The 19,841-nt window shown below is 70.7% G+C and carries 17 protein-coding genes and 1 other RNA gene; 4 read left to right on the top strand and 14 right to left on the bottom strand.

What is annotated here, in order from left to right; translation table 11 throughout:
- Window positions 1-15 precede the first annotated feature (15 nt).
- From ACTJI8_RS13085 to ACTJI8_RS13115, 7 genes are all read right to left on the bottom strand, one after another.
- Window positions 16-741, bottom strand: a complete 726-nt coding sequence (locus ACTJI8_RS13085) for a FadR/GntR family transcriptional regulator (RefSeq protein ID WP_440733873.1) — start codon at window positions 739-741, stop codon at window positions 16-18.
- A gap of 129 nt (window positions 742-870) precedes the next feature.
- Window positions 871-1,485, bottom strand: coding sequence for a thymidine kinase (locus ACTJI8_RS13090; protein WP_440733874.1), 615 nt, complete (start codon window positions 1,483-1,485; stop codon window positions 871-873).
- A 9-nt stretch (window positions 1,486-1,494) separates the two neighbouring features.
- On the bottom strand, window positions 1,495-2,955 hold the full coding sequence (gene mqo, locus ACTJI8_RS13095) for a malate dehydrogenase (quinone) (RefSeq protein ID WP_440733875.1): 1,461 nt from the start codon (window positions 2,953-2,955) through the stop codon (window positions 1,495-1,497).
- 134 nt (window positions 2,956-3,089) lie between these two features.
- Window positions 3,090-4,178, bottom strand: a complete 1,089-nt coding sequence (locus ACTJI8_RS13100) for an aspartate-semialdehyde dehydrogenase (RefSeq protein ID WP_440733876.1) — start codon at window positions 4,176-4,178, stop codon at window positions 3,090-3,092.
- A gap of 170 nt (window positions 4,179-4,348) precedes the next feature.
- Window positions 4,349-5,635 (bottom strand): aspartate kinase, encoded by a 1,287-nt coding sequence (locus ACTJI8_RS13105; RefSeq protein WP_440733877.1) that lies wholly within the window; start codon window positions 5,633-5,635, stop codon window positions 4,349-4,351.
- 238 nt (window positions 5,636-5,873) lie between these two features.
- Window positions 5,874-6,491, bottom strand: coding sequence for a response regulator (locus ACTJI8_RS13110; protein WP_440733878.1), 618 nt, complete (start codon window positions 6,489-6,491; stop codon window positions 5,874-5,876).
- On the bottom strand, window positions 6,488-7,798 hold the full coding sequence (locus ACTJI8_RS13115; protein WP_440733879.1) for a sensor histidine kinase: 1,311 nt from the start codon (window positions 7,796-7,798) through the stop codon (window positions 6,488-6,490). The genes ACTJI8_RS13110 and ACTJI8_RS13115 overlap by 4 nt, the downstream gene beginning before the upstream one ends.
- 96 nt (window positions 7,799-7,894) lie before the next feature.
- On the opposite strand from ACTJI8_RS13115, the gene ACTJI8_RS13120 reads away from it, so the two are divergent.
- Entirely contained in the window at window positions 7,895-8,368 is a 474-nt protein-coding gene (locus tag ACTJI8_RS13120; RefSeq protein WP_440733880.1) for a DUF2871 domain-containing protein, read from the top strand.
- Here the strand turns inward: ACTJI8_RS13120 and ACTJI8_RS13125 are convergent.
- From ACTJI8_RS13125 to ACTJI8_RS13135, 3 genes are read right to left on the bottom strand one after another with little or no spacing between them, the layout of a single operon-like run.
- Window positions 8,334-9,365, bottom strand: a complete 1,032-nt coding sequence (locus ACTJI8_RS13125) for a DMT family transporter (RefSeq protein WP_440733881.1) — start codon at window positions 9,363-9,365, stop codon at window positions 8,334-8,336. The two genes, ACTJI8_RS13120 and ACTJI8_RS13125, sit on opposite strands and share 35 nt — an antisense overlap.
- Window positions 9,362-9,955, bottom strand: coding sequence for a recombination mediator RecR (gene recR / locus ACTJI8_RS13130; protein ID WP_233311551.1), 594 nt, complete (start codon window positions 9,953-9,955; stop codon window positions 9,362-9,364). Before recR ends, ACTJI8_RS13125 begins: the two co-directional genes overlap by 4 nt.
- Before the next feature lie 56 nt (window positions 9,956-10,011).
- Entirely contained in the window at window positions 10,012-12,552 is a 2,541-nt protein-coding gene (locus tag ACTJI8_RS13135) for a DNA polymerase III subunit gamma and tau (RefSeq protein ID WP_440733882.1), read from the bottom strand.
- Between the two features lie 167 nt (window positions 12,553-12,719).
- On the opposite strand from ACTJI8_RS13135, the gene ACTJI8_RS13140 reads away from it, so the two are divergent.
- Complete coding sequence (locus ACTJI8_RS13140; protein ID WP_292722557.1) at window positions 12,720-12,896, top strand: DUF1918 domain-containing protein; 177 nt, start codon at window positions 12,720-12,722, stop codon at window positions 12,894-12,896.
- 76 nt (window positions 12,897-12,972) lie between these two features.
- On the opposite strand, the gene ACTJI8_RS13145 is transcribed toward ACTJI8_RS13140, so the two are convergent.
- From ACTJI8_RS13145 to ffs, 4 genes are all read right to left on the bottom strand, one after another.
- Window positions 12,973-15,477 carry a glycoside hydrolase family 65 protein gene (locus tag ACTJI8_RS13145; protein ID WP_440733883.1) on the bottom strand — a complete coding sequence of 835 codons (2,505 nt, stop codon included), beginning with the start codon at window positions 15,475-15,477 and terminating at the stop codon, window positions 12,973-12,975.
- 25 nt (window positions 15,478-15,502) lie between these two features.
- Window positions 15,503-16,240, bottom strand: coding sequence for a beta-phosphoglucomutase family hydrolase (locus ACTJI8_RS13150; protein WP_440734092.1), 738 nt, complete (start codon window positions 16,238-16,240; stop codon window positions 15,503-15,505).
- A gap of 164 nt (window positions 16,241-16,404) precedes the next feature.
- Window positions 16,405-17,094 carry a hypothetical protein gene (locus ACTJI8_RS13155; RefSeq protein ID WP_440733884.1) on the bottom strand — a complete coding sequence of 230 codons (690 nt, stop codon included), beginning with the start codon at window positions 17,092-17,094 and terminating at the stop codon, window positions 16,405-16,407.
- Window positions 17,095-17,206: 112 nt separating this feature from the next.
- Window positions 17,207-17,303, bottom strand: an RNA gene (gene ffs, locus ACTJI8_RS13160) — signal recognition particle sRNA small type.
- A gap of 217 nt (window positions 17,304-17,520) precedes the next feature.
- On the opposite strand from ffs, the gene ACTJI8_RS13165 reads away from it, so the two are divergent.
- Window positions 17,521-18,678, top strand: coding sequence for an FAD-dependent oxidoreductase (locus ACTJI8_RS13165; RefSeq protein ID WP_440733885.1), 1,158 nt, complete (start codon window positions 17,521-17,523; stop codon window positions 18,676-18,678).
- 119 nt (window positions 18,679-18,797) lie between these two features.
- Complete coding sequence (locus ACTJI8_RS13170; protein ID WP_440733886.1) at window positions 18,798-19,826, top strand: AAA family ATPase; 1,029 nt, start codon at window positions 18,798-18,800, stop codon at window positions 19,824-19,826.
- Window positions 19,827-19,841 lie beyond the last annotated feature (15 nt).

Here is a 19,841-nt window from a genome sequence, read left to right on the forward strand (position 1 = left end):
GGAGGGTCCTTCCGATCAGGGGTTCGTGTCGGCCGCGCCGGCCAAGCCGGTCGCGGCGTAGTAGCCGATGATGTGGTCGCGCACGAGCGCCGCCGCCGCATCGGCGCGGCCCTCATCGATCGCCCGGACGATGTCACGATGCTCGGCGCGGAGCCGCGCCGCCATGCCCGTCCAGTCGTCGATTCCGGCGGATCCGGCGCGGACGTACGATTCGATGCTGTCGCGCAGGCCCGTCATCATCGCCGAGACCACGGTGTTCCCGCTCGCCTCGGCCAGCGTGAGGTGCAGTTGGGCGTCGAGCGCGAGGAAGTCGGCGGCATCCAGGTCGGCGTCCATCGCGTCGAGGAGCCGATGAGCCTCCGCAGTGTCGGCTGCTCCCCCGGCGAGCGCCATGACGACGGCCTGTTCCAGGATGAGGCGGGTGCCGACGACGTCGGCGATCGGGAAGCCCTGGGCGGCGACCTGCAGGCGCAGCAGCGCGGAAAGCCCGCCTCCGGGGGCGGCGATGACGATCGCCCCCGCCTGCGGGCCGGATCCGGTCGAGGTGCGGATGAGCCCCATCACCTCGAGCACGCGGATCGCCTCGCGCACGCTGGAGCGCCCCACTCCGAGCTCGGCCGCCAGATCGCGTTCGCTGGGCAGCCTGTCACCGGGGCCGAGCTCGCCATCCAGGAGTCGCTGTTCGACGTGCTGCAGCACCGTGCGCCAGGTGCGCGCGGGTGCGTCGCTGCGGTCAGGCATCGGTCCTCCTGTGGTCAGACCACAGCTTAGGACGTGTGGTCAGACCACGCAACCACCCTTCACAACCGAGTCGTCCCCCTCAGCACGGGCCATGGACCGTGCTGAGGGGGACGACTCGAAGGGAGAAGGTCAGCCCAGGCGGCCGCCGGACTCCTGCAGGTAGCAGTGACCGCACAGCGACTCGTAGGTGGTGACGAGCTCATCGCCCGCGCCGTCGATCGCGACCTGGTCGCCGTCGAACACGAAGCGGTCCCCGATCCGGCGTCCGTTGAACACGGCCTTGCGACCGCAGCGGCAGATCGTCTTGAGCTCCTCTAGCGTGTGCGCGATCGCGAGCAGGCGTCCGGATCCTGGGAAGGCGTGAGTGAGGAAGTCGTTGCGGATGCCGTACGCGAGCACCGGGATGTCATCCTCGACCGAGATGCGGAACAGGTCGTCGACCTGCGCCGGATCCAGGAACTGCGCCTCGTCCACGAGCAGGCAGGCGACGTCGTTGCCGGCCCGCCGGACACGATCGCGCTCGCGATGGAACAGCGCTCGCGCGCCCTCCCCCGCCCCGATCAGGAAGTCGACCTCACGGGTCATTCCGAGGCGGCTCTCCACCTGCGAAGCGCCCTTGGTGTCGATCGCGGGCTTGGCCAGCAGCACGTGCTGGCCGCGCTCCTCGTAGTTGTACGCGGCTTGCAGCAGCGCCGTGGACTTGCCGGAGTTCATCGCCCCGTAGCGGAAGTACAGCTTGGCCACGGCGTCGGATCAGGCCGTCAGGTCGAGCGTCTTCGCGGTGGCGCCCATCGATGCGCGCGCGTCGGCGGCGGAGTCGTTGAGCTTCTCGCCGAGCGTCGGGATCAGCTCCTGCAGCTTCGGCTCCCACTCGCCGTACTGCTCCGGGAAGCAGCGCTGCAGCACGTCCAGCATGACCGGCACCGCGGTGGACGCTCCCGGGGAGGCCCCGAGCAGGCCCGCGATCGTGCCGTCGGCGGCCGCGACGACCTCGGTGCCGAACTGCAGCTTGCCGCCCTTCATGACCTGCGCGCGCTGACCGGCCTGGAGCAGCTCCCAGTCGCCGTCCTGCGCGGTGGGCATGAATTCCCGCAGTGTGTCGACTTTCTTGCGGTGCGTCTTCAGCAGCTCGCTGACCAGGTACTTGATGAGGTCGAAGTTCGTGAACGCGACCTTGAGCATGCTGCCCAGGTTGTGCGGGCGCACCTGGGTGACGATGTCCAGCATCCCGCCCTGCTTCAGGAACTTCGGGCTGAACGTGGCGAACGGGCCGAACAGCAGGCTCGTCTCGCCGTCGACGACGCGGGTGTCGAGGTGCGGCACCGACATCGGCGGAGCGCCGACCGGAGCCTGCGAGTAGACCTTGGCCTGGTGCTTGGCGACGATCGCCGGATTCGACGTCTTCAGCCACTGGCCGCCGATCGGGAAGCAGCCGTAGCCCTTGATCTCGGAGATCCCGGATCCCTGCAGCAGCTTGAGCGCCCAGCCGCCGGCCCCGACGAACACGAAGCGCGCATTGACCGAGCCCGGGGTGTGCCCGACGACGTTGCGGTAGCGGACGTCCCAGGTGCCGTCCTTGCGCTGCTTGAGCTTGCGGACCTCATGGTTGCGCAGCAGCGTGAAGCGATCGTCCTCGGTGAGGTGGTCGAAGAGCTGGCGGGTGAGGGATCCGAAGTCGACATCGGTGCCGCTCGGCACCCGAGTCGCGGCGAACGGCTCGCCCTTGCGGCGCTGCTCCATCAGCAGGGGCGCCCACTGGTTGATGACGCGGGAGTCCTCGCTGAACTCGATCCCCGCGAAAAGCGGCTGCTCCTTCAGGACCTCGTAGCGGTGACGCAGGTAGTCGACATCCTTCTGCCCGCGCACGAACGTCATGTGCGGCGTGGAGTTGATGAAGGTCGTGGGCGCGTCGAGCACACCGCGGTCGACCAGCGTCGACCACAGCTGACGGCTGAGCTGGAACTGCTCGTTGATGCCGATCGCCTTCGCCGGATCCAGCGTGCCGCCCTTGCCCTCGGGCATGTAGTTCAGCTCGCACAGGGCCGCGTGGCCCGTGCCCGCGTTGTTCCACGCGTTCGAGCTCTCCTCCGCGACGTCGCTCAGCCGCTCGAAGGCCACGACCTTCCAGTCGGGCTGCAGTTCACGCAGCAGGGTTCCCAGGGTGGCGCTCATGATGCCACCGCCGATGAGGACGACGTCGACGGATTCAGTCACTCGAACAGTCTAGTTGTCCGCGAGAGCCGAGATATTCGCCGAGGCGGCCATCCATCGCCGGACATTCGCCACGACGGACATCACGAGGCGAGCTGCACGGTTCCAGGCCTTTCGACCGGCCCGGCAAACCCGAGTCAGGCGCCCAGACGCTCCGGGACGCCCGCGCCCAGACGCGCCGCGACGAGCTCCGCGACCTGCACCGCGTTCAGCGCGGCGCCCTTGCGAAGGTTGTCGTTGCTGATGAACAGCACGAGGCCCTTGCCCTCCGGTGCGGACTGGTCGGCGCGGATCCGGCCGACGTAACTCGGGTCCTTGCCTGCGGCGTACAGCGGCGTCGGCACCTCTTCGACCACGACGCCCGGCGCGGCGGCGAGCACGTCGTATGCGCGCTGCGGGCTGATCTCGTTGGCGAACTCGACGTTGATCGACAGCGAGTGCCCGGTGAACACCGGGACGCGCACGCACGTGCCCGCCACTCGGAGGTCCGGCAGGCCGAGGATCTTGCGGCTCTCGTTGCGGAGCTTCTTCTCCTCGTCGGTCTCGTTGAGGCCGTCATCGACGACGGATCCGGCGAGCGGAATCACGTCGAACGCGATCGGCGCGACGTACTTCTCCGGCTGCGGGAAGTCGAGTGCCGAGCCGTCGTGCACGAGCTTCAGGGTGTCACCCTGGGCGAGCACGCCCTCGACCTGACCGAGCAGCTCCTGCGCGCCCGCGAGACCGGATCCGCTCACGGCCTGGTAGGTCGACACGATCAAGCGCTCGAGACCGGCCTCGTCGTGCAGCGCCTTGAGCACGGGCATCGCGGCCATCGTGGTGCAGTTCGGGTTCGCGATGATGCCCTTGGGGGTGTCGTCGATCGCCTCGGGGTTGACCTCGCTCACCACCAGCGGCACCTCGGGATCCATCCGCCAGGCGCTGGAGTTGTCGACCACGACGGCGCCTGCCGCGGCGAAGCGGGGGGCGTAGGCGCGGCTCGCGGTGGCGCCGGCGGAGAACAGCGCGATCTCGACGCCGGCCGGATCCGCGGTCTCGACGTCCTCGACGATGACCGGGATGCCGCCGAAGTCGATCGCGGTGCCGGCCGAGCGGGCCGAGGCGAACAGGCGCAGCTCGCGGATCGGGAAGGAGCGCTCCGCGAGGATGTCGCGCATGACGGTGCCCACCTGGCCGGTGGCGCCGACGATGGCGACGGAGAGTCCTGAGTCGGAGATGCGGGTCATGAGGGTGCTTCCTTGGCTTCGTGCCGCGGCGGGTGCCGGACGGCGGACGAGGCGGAGGCGCGGTCGCCGGGTATGGCGGATCAGTCCGCGCCTGGCGCCGGTGTCAGGGTTTGGGCGATTCTACCGGGTCCGGGAGGAGTCCGGATCCGGTAGGGGCGACCAGCGGCGGGTCAGCGGCCGGTGCCCGCGGCGACGACGGCTTCGACCTCGCCGTCCAGGCCGTACGCCGCATGCACGACGCGTGCGGCCTCGGCGAGCTCGTCGCCGCGCACGACGACGGAGATCCGGATCTCGGAGGTCGAGATCATCTCCAGGTTCACGCCCGAGGTCGACAGCGCTTCGAAGAGGATCGCGGAGACTCCCGAGTGGGTGCGCATGCCCGCGCCCACGACCGAGAGCTTGCCGATCTGGTCGTCGTGCAGGAGGCTCTCGAAGCCCACGTCGGACTGCTCGGCGGCGAGCGCCTTGAGCGCCGCCGAGGCGTCGGACTTCGGCAGCGTGAAGGAGATGTCCGTGCGTCCCGTGGAGGCGGCCGATACGTTCTGCACGATCATGTCGACGTTCGCGCCGGACTTGGCGACGATCTTGAAGATCTCCGCGGCCTTGCCCGGCACGTCGGGGACGCCCGCGACGGTGACCTTGGCCTGGCTGAGGTCGGTGGCGACACCGGCGACGATCGGCTCTTCCATGACTGCTCCCTCGGATTCGCGGGGGTTCTTCATGCCCTCGCCCAGAACGTAGGTGCCCTCCGTCGACGTGAAGCTCGACCGGGCGTGGATCAGGACGCCGTGCCGGCGCGCGTACTCGACGGCGCGGATGTACAGCACCTTGGCGCCGTTCGCGGCGAGCTCGAGCATCTCCTCGCTCGAGACGTGCGAAAGCTTGTGCGCGAGCGGGACCACACGCGGGTCGGCCGTGAAGATGCCGTCGACGTCACTGTAGATCTCACAGACGTCGGCGTCGAGCGCGGCGGCCAGTGCGACCGCGGTGGTGTCGGATCCGCCACGGCCCAGGGTCGTGATGTCCTGCGTGTCGTCGTTGATGCCCTGGAAGCCGGCGACGATGACGATCGCACCCTCATCGAGCGCCTCACGCAAGCGCGTCGGAGTGACCTCGACGATGCGCGCGGACCCGTGCCGGCTGTCGGTGCGCATGCCGGCCTGCGGTCCGGTGAACGAGCGCGCGTCGAAGCCCATCGAATGGATCGCCATCGCGAGCAGCGCCATCGAGATGCGCTCCCCGCTGGACAGCAGCATGTCGAGCTCGCGTGGCGCGGGGATCGGCGCGACCTGAGCCGCCAGGTCGAGCAGCTCGTCCGTGGTGTCGCCCATCGCGCTGACGGCGACGACGACGTCGTGCCCGGCGCGACGCGTGTCGACGATGCGCTTGGCGACGCGCTTGATGCTCTCTGCGTCGGCGACGGACGAGCCGCCGTACTTCTGCACGATGAGGGCCACGGATCACTCCTGGGGATGCCGGGCGCCGGAAGCGGCGCACCACCGCACATTCTACGAGCGCACTCCATGCCGGATCCGGTATGTGACGGCGCCTGCGACGGTATCCGGCGCTACCTCTGCCCAGCCCCCTCCGCGAGACTCCATCTCCGTAACGAGACTGCGTGCCTGGACTGCAGTCTCGTTACGGAGATGGAGTCTCGCGGTCGATGTGGGCCGTGGCGACATCCGCCCGCAACGGTCAGAGCAGCCCGCGCCGACGGGCCTCCGAGACGGCGCCGGTGCGGCTCTCAGCGCCCAGCTTGTCGAGCAGATGAACGATGTGCGTCTTCACGGTGGCCTCGGTGACGAACAGCCGCACCGCGATCTCGCGGTTGCTGAGTCCTTCGGCCACGAGCGCCAGCACCTCCTGTTCGCGTGCGGTGAGCTCGACCCGCGGTGCCCGCAGCGCGGCGACCAGGCGCTCGTCCCCGCCGGGGGTGGGCACCGTGGATCCGGCAGCCGCGTCCACGATCGCCCGGGAGATGACCTCGACGCCCACCTCCTTGAGCAGATAGCCGGCGGCGCCCGACTCGACCGCCCGGACGATCTGGGCGTCGTGGTCGAACGTGGTGAGGATCAGGACCGCGGGCGCCACCGGGAGCGCCCGCAGTGCGGCAGTCGTGGCGACCCCGTCCATGCCCTCCCCGAGGCGCAGATCGCAGAGCACGACGTCGGGGTGCAGCTCGCGGGCGGCCGTGACGGCCTCTTCGCCCGTGCCGACCTCGGCGAGGACGTCGAAGCCGCGTGCCTCGACGACGGCGCGGATCCCCGCGCGCACGATGGGGTGGTCGTCGACGATGATCAGCCGGATGCTCATGCTGCACCTCCCTCGGCACCTGAGGCGGTGCCGGAGCCGATTCCGCTCTCGATGCCCGCGCCGGTGTCGGTGCGAGCACCGGCGGGAGTGCCGAGCGGCAGCGCGGCCTCGATGGTGGTGCCGGCACCGGGAGCGGATCGGATCGAGAGTTCTCCGCCGCCCTCGCGCAGTCGCGAGCGCATCGCCGCGAGACCGTAGGACGCGTCGGACGGGCGTACGGCCTGGTCGAACCCGACGCCGTCGTCCTCGACCCGCAGTCGCACGGATCCGCCGCGGGCCATCAGCGCGACCTGGACGGTCTGCGCCTGCGCATGCCGACGCACGTTCGCGAGCGCGGACTGGGCAACGCGCAGCAGGGCGACCTCGATCGGCGTCGACAGGGAGGGAAGGTCCGGATCAACCTGCAACGCGCCGATGACGCCGGTCTCGTTGTGCAGGGCGTCGAGCATGCGGGCGAGGGCGGCCGAGAGCGCGGATTCATCGAGATCCGCGGGCGCGAGGGCCGCGACGATGCGGCGCAGCTCGGTGAGCGAGTGCTGTGCGAGTTGTTCGATCTGGGCCGTGCGATCCGGGCGCACCCCGAGGGTCGCGGCCGTCGACTCCTCATTGATACCACCCGCGGGGGCCGCCGGATCCAGGCGGGCGAGCATGACGATCGTGCTGAGCTCCTGCGCGATGGTGTCGTGCAGGTCGCGGGCGAGGCGCGTGCGCTCACGAGTGGCACCCGCCTCGCGCTGACTCGCAGCGAGCTCGTCATGCAGGCGTTCCGCCTCGTGCTGCGCGCGCAGCATCGAGTCGATGAGCCGCTCCCGCTCGGCCGCATCGCGCAGCATGGCGTCGTAGCCGAGGGACACCGCGAACGCGAAGCCGCCGCCGACGAGCGGGCCGATGAGGTGGGCCAGCGACGTGCCGGGCTGCACCCCGCCCGGATGCAGCATCGGGGCGACGATCGACGCGGCGAGCACCGCCACCACGAAGGCGAGGGACCACGGGAGCCGCAGCACGTGACCCGCGAGTAGCAGCAGCGGGAACGCGAGCCAGACGAATTCCGCGGACAGCGCGAGCATCCCGATCCAGATCGCGAGCAGCCCCAGCATCCACCAGACAGCGGCCCGCTTGTGCGCGAATCCGGCGCCGGCGCCGTACCACGCGAGGTACACGGCCGCGGCAAGCAGAACGGGCAGCAGCTCCCCTTCGATCCCCGCACGGGCCGTGGTGACCACGACGAGCACCACGGTGATGAGGTGCAGGGCGAAACGCGCGCCGCGCAGCATCTGCCAGCGGGCGGAGGCGGGCGCGGTGCTCATGCTCCGATTCTCCCGGGTCAGCGGGACGTCTGCCCACCCTCGGGTCTCGTTCATTCGATGGATGCGTCGGCGGGCGGATGCGCCAAGGCTGGGAGCATGACCTCTTCCGTCGACATCGCACCCTCGCCGTCCGCCGCGCCCGCACAGCGTCGCGCCCTCACCCAGCTGTTCATCGCCGCCGTCGTGTGGATCGCCCTGGGACTTGCCGCAGGGCTGTTCTACCGCGAGTTCACGAAGACGAACGGGTTTCCCAACGGCTTCAGCGGACAGCTCGCCCTCGTGCACACGCACCTGCTCGCCCTCGGCGCCCTGGTCACGCTCATCGTGCTCGCACTGGAGAAGCTGTTCGCCGTGTCGGTGAGCCGCCTGTTCCGCTGGTTCTTCTGGATCTACAACGCCGGCGTGCTGGTGACGGGCGCGATGATGACGTGGCACGGGATCCTGGATGTGCTGAAGGTCGAGGCGTCCAAGGCGATCTCCGGGATCGCCGGCGCGGGTCACATCCTGATCGGGGCCGCCTTCGTGCTGCTGCTGATCACTCTGTGGAAGGGGATCCGTCGGGCGTCCTGACCTCCGGCGGGACAGCCGGAGCGCGCGTGTTCGCTTCGGCCGGCGGCACCGGCTCGGCGGTCAGCTCCACGGCGGTCTCGTCGACCGCCGCTCTCGGCCGCAGCCGGCCGCCGGTGCCGGCGAACCAGCACCCGATGATCACCAGCGGGAATCCGACCAGCAGCCCGGGAGTGAGCGGCTCGGCGAGCACGATGGCGCCGAGGACGATCGCGATCACCGGGTTGACGTAGGTGAACAGCGGCGCCCGGACCGGGCCGACCTCCTTGATGAGGGCGAAGAAGGCCAGGAATGCGATCGCGGTGCAGATCACGCCCAGGGCGATCAGCGCCGCGATCGACGGCACGGTCGGCACCTGATGCTGGGTCAGCAGGGCGATCGGCAGGTAGAGGATCCCGATGAACAGGAGCGCGAGCGTGATCGTGCCGATCGACGGCACGTGGCCGAGCTTGCGGGCGACGATGAACGGCGCGGTCGCGTAGAGCACCGCGACGAGCAGCACCTCCCCCGCAGCCAGGAGATCGACCTTGCCGCCAGTGAGCCCTGGACCCGCCACCACGACGCCGACGCCGACGAAGCCGACGAGCAGTCCGATCAGCCGCGCCGGACTCAGCACGCCGCGGTCTCCGCCCCCGAGGGCGATGAGCGCCGCGAACAGGGGAACCGTGGCGACCAGCAGCCCCGTCAGGCCGGACGGCAGGGACTGCTCGGCATGGCCCAGCAGGAAGAACGGACCCGCCATCTCCACGAGGCCGAAGGCGAGCACCCAGGGCCAGTGCTTCCACGCGGCCTTGATCGCGCCGCTGCGGATCGCGAACGGGAGCAGCAGGATCGCCGCGATGAGAGTCCTGCCCGCGACCATCGCCGGCGGGGAGAACGACTCCACCACCACGCTGATCAGCAGGTAGGGCACGCCCCAGAGCAGGCACATCGCCCCGAAGAGCAGCCAGCCGCGACGGCTGAAGCCATGCCCTCCCGGGCCGGCGGGAACGCCGCTCACAGGACGCGCCGGCCCTCGAAGGCGCGTCCGAGGGTGACCTCGTCGGCATATTCGAGGTCGCCGCCGACGGGCAGACCGGAGGCGAGCCGCGAGACGGTGATCTGCATGCTGGTGAGCAGCCTGCTGAGGTAGCTCGCCGTCGCCTCCCCCTCCAGGTTGGGGTTGGTGGCGAGGATGACCTCCTGCACGGTGCCGTCAGCGAGGCGCGTCATCAGCTGCGCGATGCGCAGGTCGTCCGGCCCGACACCCGCGATGGGGCTGATCGCGCCGCCGAGCACGTGATAGAGCCCGCGGAACTCCCGGGTGCGCTCGATCGCCGCGACGTCCTTCGCGTCCTCGACGACGCAGATGAGGGCGGCATTGCGGCGCGGGTCGCGACAGATCGCGCAGCGCTCCTGCTCCGCCACATTGCCGCAGATCTCGCAGAACCGCACCCGCTCGCGCACCTCGGAGAGCAGCTCGGCGAGGCGCTTCACGTCGAAGGAGGGCGTCTGCAGGATGTGGAACGTGATGCGCTGAGCGGATTTCGGGCCGATGCCCGGCAGGCGGCCGAACTCGTCGATCAGCTCCTGGACGATGCCGTCATACATCTCGTGATCCTCATGATCGTTCGTTCATCACTGTCGATGGTCATGCTGTCCCCGGATCACTGGAACCGGGTCTGCGGCTCGTAGGGCTCCTCGCGGACGAACTTCGCACCGAGCACCTGACGCACCACCGCCTCGCCGTAGCGCTGCACCCCCGGGGCTGCGGAACGCGGAGTCCGGTCAGTGACCGTCGGTGCCGGGGGCGCGGCGCGCGGCGCCGGATCCGGACGTCCGCCGGACGGGGCCGCAGGAGCCGGAACCAGACCCGGCCGGCCGCTTTCGGACGCGGCCACTCCGGCCGGGACCATCGCCGGCTCGGGCGCGGCCGCAAAGGACCCCTGACCCGGATCGGGACCGGGGTCGTAGGCGTCGTCGGGGAACGGCGGCTCATCGTCGAGCACATCGCCGTCGCGGCCCGGCTCGTACCACCCCGATGCCGGCATGGCCTCGACGTCGGCCGGCTCTTCGTCGACGGGGAACTGCGCCACCCTGGCTTCGGCCGACGGCGCCACCGTTGTAGCGGACGGGGCCGGAGCCGAGGGAGCCTGCGCGGCGTCAGCCTGAGCGGGAGCAGCCGGGGCCGGCCCGGCACCGCTCGGCGTGACACCTGTCGGCGCGACGGACTCGGGTTCGCCCTGCGGGATCGCTGCGACAGCCCATTCGGTGACGGGCGCGGTCGTGGTCGGAGCAGCGCGCGGAGTGGGGGTCGTGCCCGGAGTGGTGCCCGCGCTCGACGCCGAGGCTTTCGGCGTCGTGGACGGCCGCCCGTGCTCCTGTCGCCCTGACGGGGTCCGGTCGGATGAGATCCGCTCCGCCGGAGCCGCCTCGACCGGAGTCTGCGCCGCCGGGGTTCGCTCGGCGGGGATCTGCTCGGACGGCGTGTCATCGGAGGGTCGCGGGGCCTTCCCGCCCTCGGCTAAGTTCCGTTCGGGTGCGGCCTCGGGCAGCGGGGCCGGCAGGTATTTGACCTTGACGGAGAGCTCGCCCTCGATCGCGGTGCGCAGGTGGTCGGACGGGCCGTTGCCGGGCGCGGTGCCCTTGAACCGGGCGACGTCGTTCGGTCCGGGGAACCCGAGAGTGAGCACCTCGGTCTCGGCATCGTACGCGAGCGGCTGCACGGCGGTGACCACGAGCCAGGATCCGCGGCTGATCTTCTCGAGCCGCCCGAGCACCGCCGACCAGGCCGTACGGATCCGGTCGATGTCGACGGGCCCGGCCGGAGGAGCCGTCTCCGGTTCGGGAGCGGAATCGGCGACGGAGGACGTGGCCTGAGCCGGCGCATCCGCAACCGGGGTGGATGTGTCGCCGGTCGTCTCGGTCGTTTCCTGTACTCGCTCGACGACCGGGGCCGGCGTGGCGACCGCAGCGAGCGTGGCGACTGGGGCCGGCGTGGGCGTGGTCACCGAAGCCGCGGCAGGTGCCGCGACCGAAGCCGTGGAAGGCGCAGCGGGCGCAGCGACCGACGCGGGAGCGGGTGCCGCGGGCGCAACCTCTCCCCCGGCGAGCGCCGTCAGCACACGAGCGACGAGCAGCTCGAGGTGCAGACGGGGCGACGTCGCCCCCGACATGTCGTCAAGGGCCGAGCTCACGAGATCCGCTGCGCGAGACAGGCGCGGCCCGCCGAATGCGGCGGCCTGGCTCCGCATCCGGGTCAGCTCGTCCTCCGGGACGCCACGGAGCACCGCGGAGGCGGCGTCGCCGACGGCGGCGATCACGATGAGGTCCCGCAGGCGCTCGAGCAGATCGTCGACGAAGCGGCGCGGATCCTGTCCGGTCTGCACCACCCGGTCGATCGCGGGGAAGGCCGCAGCCGCATCGCCCGCGGCGAGCGCGTCGACGATCTCGTCGAGCAGCGCGGAGTGCGTGTAGCCCAGCAGCGCGACCGCGCGCTCGTAGCCGACGTCGCCGTTCTCCGAGCCCGCGATGAGCTGGTCGAGGAGCGAGAGGGTGTCGCGCGGGGATCCGCCGCCCGCGCGCACGACGAGCGGCAGCACGCCTTGGGCGACGGTCACGCCCTCCTCGGCGCACAGCTTCTCGACGTACTCGAGCATCGCTGCGGGCGCCACCAGCCGGAACGGGTAGTGGTGCGTGCGCGAGCGGATCGTGCCGAGGACCTTCTCCGGCTCGGTGGTCGCGAAGATGAACTTGATGTGCGGCGGCGGCTCCTCGACGAGCTTCAGCAGTGCGTTGAAGCCCTGCGGCGTCACCATGTGCGCCTCGTCGAGGATGAAGATCTTGAACCGGTCCCGGCTGGGTGCGAAAGTCGCACGCTCGCGCAGATCGCGGGCGTCGTCGACGCCGTTGTGGCTGGCCGCGTCGATCTCGACGACGTCGAGGGATCCGCCGCCGTTGCGCGACAGCTCGACACAGCTCGGGCACACGCCGCACGGGGTGTCGGTGGGGCCCTCGGCGCAGTTCAGGCAGCGCGCCAGAATGCGCGCAGAGGTGGTCTTGCCGCAGCCTCGCGGCCCGGAGAACAGATAGGCGTGGCCCACCCGGTCGCCGCGCAGCGCGGTCATGAGCGGATCGGTCACCTGCGACTGCCCGATCATCTCCCCGAAGTTCTCGGGCCGGTAACGGCGGTACAGGGCTGTGCTCACCCGTCAAGACTACGGTGTGCGTCGGACATCGGCGCGGGGCGTCCGGCGTAGACGCCGCGACGGCCGCGGCGTCTGCGCCGACGCCGCGCCGGACGGTGCCGGACGGGCCCCGGAGACCCCCTCCCGAACGCCCTCGAACGGACGTACCCTGAAGGAGGAGGTGGACGATGACGCAGGTGGCAGCAGGCGACCGGATCCGCATCCACGGCCGGGTGGTGGGCGGCGCGGAGCGATCCGGCGTGGTCCTCGAGGTGCGCGGCGAGCTTCTCGTCGTGCGCTACGACGACGGGCACGAGGCGGTGCTCGCACCGGGCAGTGACTGCGAGATCAGGCACGGCGAGTAGGGGCGGCGCGGCGAGCACCGGACCCGGGCGGGCGCCGGTCCCTCGAGAGTCTCAGGGACCAGCGCCGCGGCCGGGACTACTCCCCCGATTCCCCGACGTATCCGATGATCGGGATCGCCGAGGTCGTCGGCACGGTCGGCGACAGGATCGTGCCGTCCTCGCGGCGGGCCTGCGAGCCGAACTCCGGGCGCCCGCGGAGGACAGGTCCCTGATCCGCGAGATGCACGGCAGCAGGAGCGTCGGTAGAGGCCGTGTGCGCGACCCCGCGCACCGTGAACGCGACCGGGTTCCCGGAGCGCACTTCGACCAGCAATCGGTCGGCGGTCAAAGTGATCTGCAGCTGCGATTCGCGCCAGAGCAGCGGGTACGACAGCTCAGGCCAGTCGGCCGGGAGGCGCGGGTCGAAGCTGAGTTCGCCGTCGTGGTCGCGCATGCCGCCGAAGCCGCTGACGAGCGCGGTCCACACGCCGCCCGCCGACGCCACGTGCACGCCGTCGGAGGCGTTGCGATGCAGGTCGCCCAGGTCGACGTAGATCGCGTGCTCGAAGTACTCGTGCGCGAGGTCCTGGTACCCGACCTCCGCGGCGAGGATCGACTGCACGACGGCCGACAGGGTCGAGTCGCCCGTCGTCAGCGGGTCGTAGTACTCGAAGTCTGCGAGCTTCTCGGCCTCGGTGAAGTGGTTGCCCTGCAGGAACAGCGCGAGCACCACGTCCGCCTGCTTCAGCACCTGGAACCGGTAGATCACGAGCGGATGGAAGTGCAGCAGCAGCGGGCGCTGCTCGGGCGGCGTGGCCGGCAGGTCCCACACCTCGCGCTCGAGGAACAGGGAGTCCTGCGGGTGGATCCCCAGGGCGGGGCTGAACGGGATGTGCATCGCGTCGGCCGCGCGCTCCCACCGCTCGACCTCGGCGGGCTCGATGGCGAGCCGCTCCACCGCCGCGTCGTACGCCTCGGGCGCGTCCGCGGCCATCTCCCGCACCACGCGTGCGGCGAAGCGCAGGTTGTACCGAGCCATGACGTTCGTGAAGAGGTTGTCGTTGACGACCGTCGTGTACTCGTCGGGGCCGGTGACGCCGTGGATGTGGAACGTGTCCACGCCCGCGGCCGAGCGCCAGAAGCCGAGCGTCGCCCACATCCGCGCGGTCTCGACCGCGATGTCCACTCCCTGGCGATAGAGGAAGTCGTCGTCGCCGGTGGCGCGCACGTACTTCCCGAGCGCATAGCTGACGTCGGCGTTGATGTGGTACTGCGCCGTGCCCGCGGCGTAGTAGGCGCTTGCTTCTTCGCCGTTGATCGTGCGCCAGGGGAACAGTGCTCCGCCCTCGTTCAGCTGGCCGGCGCGGCGGCGCGCGGCGGGCAGCATGTGCACCCGGCAGCGCAGCGCGTTGCGCGCGAACGTCGGAGAGGTGTACGTGAGGAACGGCAGCACATACACCTCGGTGTCCCAGAAGTAGTGCCCGCCGTAGCCGGATCCGCTCACGCCCTTGGCCGAGACACCCGCCCCGTCCGCACGCGCGGACGCCTGCGCGATCTGGAACAGGCACCATCGCGTCGCCTGCTGCAGGTCGTCATGCCCGGCGATGCGCACGTCGCTGCGCTCCCAGAACGCGCTCAGCCACTCGGACTGCTTCGCGAACTGCGCCTCCACGCCCTCCACCGCGGCGCGGTCGAGGGTGCGCCGGCAGCGGTCGATGAGTTCACGGGCCGGCACGCCGCGGGAGGTGTGATAGCTGACCAGCTTCGTCACCCGCGTGGGCACGCCCGCCTTAGCCTGCACCCGGAACACGTTCTTCGCGATATCGGGCTCCACGAGCTGGCGCGCGGTGTACTCGTTCTCGGTCTCGACCAGGTGGTCGGCGACCACGGCGAGGGTCATGCCCGAGTTCGCGACGCGGTACGCGAGCGCCGAGCGCCCGCCGTCCTGCCAGTACTCCGCGGGCTGCAGCACGCGGTCGCCGAACCGCTCCGCCTTGCGCGGGTCGAAGCCGGCCTTCTCGCCCGGGGATCCGGCGGCCATCGACGGCACCCCGCCGTAGACGTCCTCGCCGTCCTGCCGGTTCAGCAGCTGGCACGAGATCGTGACGGGCGCGTCGGAGTTCTCCACCGTGACCTCGAGACGCAGCACCGCCAGATGACGCTCCACGAACGACACGATCCGTTCGTCCCGGATGCGCACACGCTTGCCCGAGGGCGTCTCCCAGAGCACCTCGCGCTCGAGGATGCCGGTGCGGAAGTCGAGCGCGCGCCGGTACTCGCGCACATCCGCCTCGTCGAAGCTCAGCGGCTCGTCGTCGACGTAGACCCGCATGACCTTGGCGTCGGGGGCGTTCACGATCGTCTGACCGACCTCGGCGAAGCCGAACGCCTGCTCGGCATGGCGGATCTTCCAGGTCTCGTGCAGACCGTTGATGAAGGTGCCGTGCTCGAGCGCGTTGCGGCCCTCGATGTGGTTGCCGCGCAGGCCGAGGTACCCGTTGCCGAGGCCCATGAGCGTCTCGGAGACGCCGGGGTTGACGTGCGGATAGGACGTCTCGACCAGACGCCACGGGTCGACGGGGAAGAGGTCGCGATCGATCATGCAGTGCTCTCCGTGAGGGGTCGGTTCAGGACAGGAAACGGGCGAGGTCGTCGACGACGACGGTCGCGCCGTGGGCGAGGAGGGAATCGGATCCGGCTCCGCGGTCGACGCCGATGACCGTGCCGTAGCCGGCAGCGGCGGCCGAGGCGACGCCGCTCGTCGCGTCCTCGACCGCGACCGCGGATGCCGGGTCGACGCCGATGCGCTCGGCGCCCACGCGGAACACGTCCGGTGCGGGCTTGGAGGCGAGATGCTCCCGCTCGGCGACCACGCCGTCGACGACCACCGTGAAGAAGTCGCGGATACCGGCCGTGGCCAGCACCTCCTCCGCGTTCTTGGAACTGGACACGACCGCCATCGGCACTTCGGCGGCCCTCAGCTCCTGCAGCAGGGCGAGGGATCCGGGATACGGCGCGATGCCGTCGCGGCGCAGCGCCTCCGAGAAGGCGACGTTCTTGCGGTTGCCGATCCCGCACACGGTGTCGACCTCGGGATCATCGTCGACGGACCCCCACGGGATCTCCACGTTGCGGCTGCGCAGCAGGCTCGCGACGCCGTCGTAGCGCTTCTTGCCGTCGACATAGGCGAAGTAGTCCTCGTCGGTGTACGCGGGCGCGATGTCCCAGAGCAGGAACACCTCGTCGAACACCGCCTGCCAGGCGTGCATGTGCACCTCTGCGGTCGGCGTCAGCACGCCGTCCAGATCGAACAGCACGGCGGCCGAGCGATGCAGGTCGGGGAGCGCTGCGGGGGTGTCGGGCACGGCGGAGCCTCCGGTGGCTGAGAACGGGATCTTCGGACCGGCACGTCTGGGTGCCACCTGATCAAGGCTAGTCGGACGAGGGCTCGCCTGGATAGACGTCCGCGGGGCAGGATCACAGCTCCGCGCGCGCCGGGCTGCGCCCGCGGTCTCGGCGGGGGCGCGGCTCAGGAGAACGAGGCCACTGTCTCCGCCGCGACGACATGCAGCTCGGCGATGCCTGAGCCGTTGTAGACGGAGGTGCGATCGGTCGTCGACGCGACCTGGAACCGGATGCGCAGCACCGCGCCGCGTACGGCCGCATCGAGGATCCCCGGATCGGCCATCAGCGCGACCGGGTTCGCGGCGTCCTGCATCGGCTTCGAGGGCGGCTCCGCGCCCGCGAAGCCGATGAGCCCCGCCTTGTCGCGGAGATTCTGCGGAATGCTCTCGGTTCCGATCTGGATCTCGACATACGCGGTGTACTGCTCTCCGACGTGCGCACCCGGATCCTGCAGCAGCGCGGCGAGCCGAGCGGGATCCAGGCCCGGATATGCCGGATCGTCGGGCGCGGCCGACGCCGGCGAGGCGGTCTCGGGAGCCGCGACCACGGGCGGCGGAGGTTCCGGGGCCGATTCGGGGAGGCTGGAGATTCCGGCCAGCAGCGCGACCACGACCGGGATCACCACGAACGTCGCGATGGCCACGACGAGGAACGGGATCCAGGAGCGACGCCGTTGCGGCCCGGGCTCCGTCGGAGCGCCGATCGGCTTCGGGCGACCATGCCCGTCGTGCTCGAGCGGCGGGATCACGTACGGCGCGGTGAGATTCTTGGGCACGGCGGAGTAGACGGTCGGCCTGCGCTCGTCATGTCCCATGCTCGGACCCTAGCGCGTGCGTGTGTCCGGGGCCGACGCCCTCCCCCGATCGGGCAGAGGGATCGCGTCCGGAACAGACTCCCGGCAACGATCCGAACCCGGATCCGAGCAAAGAAAAGACCCTCCGCGCACCCGACAGAGCCCGGTTACCCTTGCTGCGTTTCCGCCCTGGGGGAGTTGGCCTGGGTGCCGCCACGCGGAGAGCCGTCGACAAGTCTACCCGAGGTCGCGGGTGGGTCCGACCGGATCCCCCGCCCCGTGGTCCCCGCCCCGGATCCTGGAACGTCCGGACAGGCCCCGCCCCCGTCATGCGAACGAGAGATCTCGCGACGGTGCGGGACGGAGGGAATCAGCACGACCCGGCACCCGTCATCCGTGCGTAACGCGTGGTCACCTGCCCGTCCGCTGCCGGGATCCGGTCCTATCGTGGTGGGCGGGCCGTTCGGCGGCTTCGGAATGGGGCAGCGCATGGTCGAACGGGTCGACGTCGCGATCGTCGGAGGCGGGGCGATGGGCTCCGCCGCAGCGTGGCAGCTCGCCGGACGGGCCGACACGCTGCTCCTCGAACGCTTCGAACCCGGGCACCTGAACGGCGCCTCGCACGGCGCCAGCCGCAATTTCAACGTCTCCTACGCCGATCCCGTGCATGTGGGCATGCTCGTCGAAGCCGAGCGGCTCTGGCGACTGCTCGAAGCGCAGACCGGCACCGAGCTCCTCACCCAGCACGGCATCGTCAATCACGGACCGAATCCGGGTCATGAGGCGGCGCACGCCGCGCTCGCCGCGGCCGGCATCCCCAGTGTCTTCGTCGACGAGGGGGAGGCATCGGAGCGCTGGCCGGGCATCCGTTTCGAAGGCCGCGTACTGTTCACGCCGACGGCCGGGCGCCTGCACGCCGACCGCGCTGTCGCCGCGCTGCAGCGCGCGGCGCAGCAGAAGGGCGCCCGCGTGCAGCACGGCGCCCGCGTGACCGGCATCCGTCCGGTCGGCGACGAGGCCGTGCTCACGATCGAGACCCCCGAGGGTGTGCGCGACCTGCGCGCCCGCCGGGTGGTGGTCACGGTCGGCGCCTGGACGTCGACGCTGCTCACCGGGCACGTTCCGCTGCCGCGCCTCGTGGTCACCCAGGAACAGCCCGCGCACTTCGCCCCGCGCATCCCGGGGGAATGGCCGGGATTCAATCATTTCCTCGCCGATTCCGGACCGGATCGTCGCTGGCCCTCGAACGTGTACGGCATGCACACGCCGGGGCAGGGCATCAAGGCCGGCTGGCACGGGGTCGGCCCTGTGATCGACCCCGATCGGCGCAGCTTCGTGCCCGACCCCGCGCTCTCCGCGCTCATCCGTGACTACGCCCGCGAATGGCTGCCGGGCGTCGACGCCGATGACGTCACCGAGATCACTTGCACATACACGACGACACCCGACGGAGTCTTCGTGATCGATCGCCGTGGCCCCGTGGTGCTGGGCGCCGGGTTCTCAGGGCACGGATTCAAGTTCACGCCGAGTGTGGGGCGTCTCCTTGCCGATCTGGCCCTCGACCGCGCCCCCGCTCCGGCGATCTTCGCCCTCGACCGGTTCTGAGCCGATGGCGGGCGGGGGCTCGGACAAGACGCCCTCCGACGGATCCCCCGCCCTGTGGTCCCCGCCCCGGGTTACGATCAGAGACGCGGGCGCACCGCGGCGCCCGGTGAGAGGGACGCATGCACGCCACGAACACCGCCGACGTCACCACGAGCACCGCACCGGACGCGACATCCCGCACCGCCGCGGAGATCGATGCGACGGAGTTCGCCCGTCAGACCGCCGCGATCCTCGACTCCATCACCGAGGTGATCGACGGCAAGGATGACGCGGTCCGCAGCGCGCTCGTCTGCCTGCTCGCCGAGGGGCACCTGCTCGTGGAGGACGTGCCCGGCGTGGGGAAGACCATGCTCGCGCGCGCCCTCGCGGCCAGCATCGACGCGACCGTGCGCCGCATCCAGTTCACGCCCGATCTGCTGCCGGGCGATGTGACGGGGGTGAGCGTCTACAACCCCGTCGAGCAGGAGTTCGAGTTCAAGCCCGGCGCCGTCTTCGCGCACATCGTGATCGCCGACGAGATCAACCGCTCCTCCCCCAAGACCCAGTCGGCGCTGCTGGAGGCGATGGAGGAGCACCAGGTCACGGTGGACGGGAACTCGCGGCCGCTGCCCGATCCGTTCCTCGTGGTCGCCACGCAGAACCCGCTCGAGATGGAGGGCACCTACGCCCTGCCGGAGGCGCAGCGCGACCGGTTCATGATGCGGATCTCGATGGGCTACCCGGACGCGGCCGCCGAGACGCTCATGCTGCGCCAGCGGGACACCCGCAATCCGCTCGAAGGCATCCGTCCTGTGCTGGCCGCGACCGATGTGCGCACGCTGATCGCGTGGGCCCGCGCGGTGCACGTCGCCCCGGCGCTCGAGGAGTACGCCGTGGCGCTGTCGCAGGCCACGCGCACCGACCCGAACCTGCATCTCGGAGCGAGCCCCCGGGCGACGCTGCAGCTCGTGCGCGCGGCGAAGGTGCAGGCCGCGCTCGACGAGCGCGACTACGTGGTCCCGGACGATCTCACCTCGCTCCTGCCCGCTGTGTTCGCGCACCGGCTCATCCCCGCCCGCGGGCTGCACCGGGCCGGAGCACGCCCGATAGAGGCCGCGCTCGAGGGCATCGTCCGGCGCATACCGGTGCCGGTGGGCCTTCCGCGGTGAACCGGCGGGAGCGCG

This window comes from Microbacterium sp. 22303 (assembly GCF_052045265.1).
Classification (GTDB): domain Bacteria; phylum Actinomycetota; class Actinomycetes; order Actinomycetales; family Microbacteriaceae; genus Microbacterium.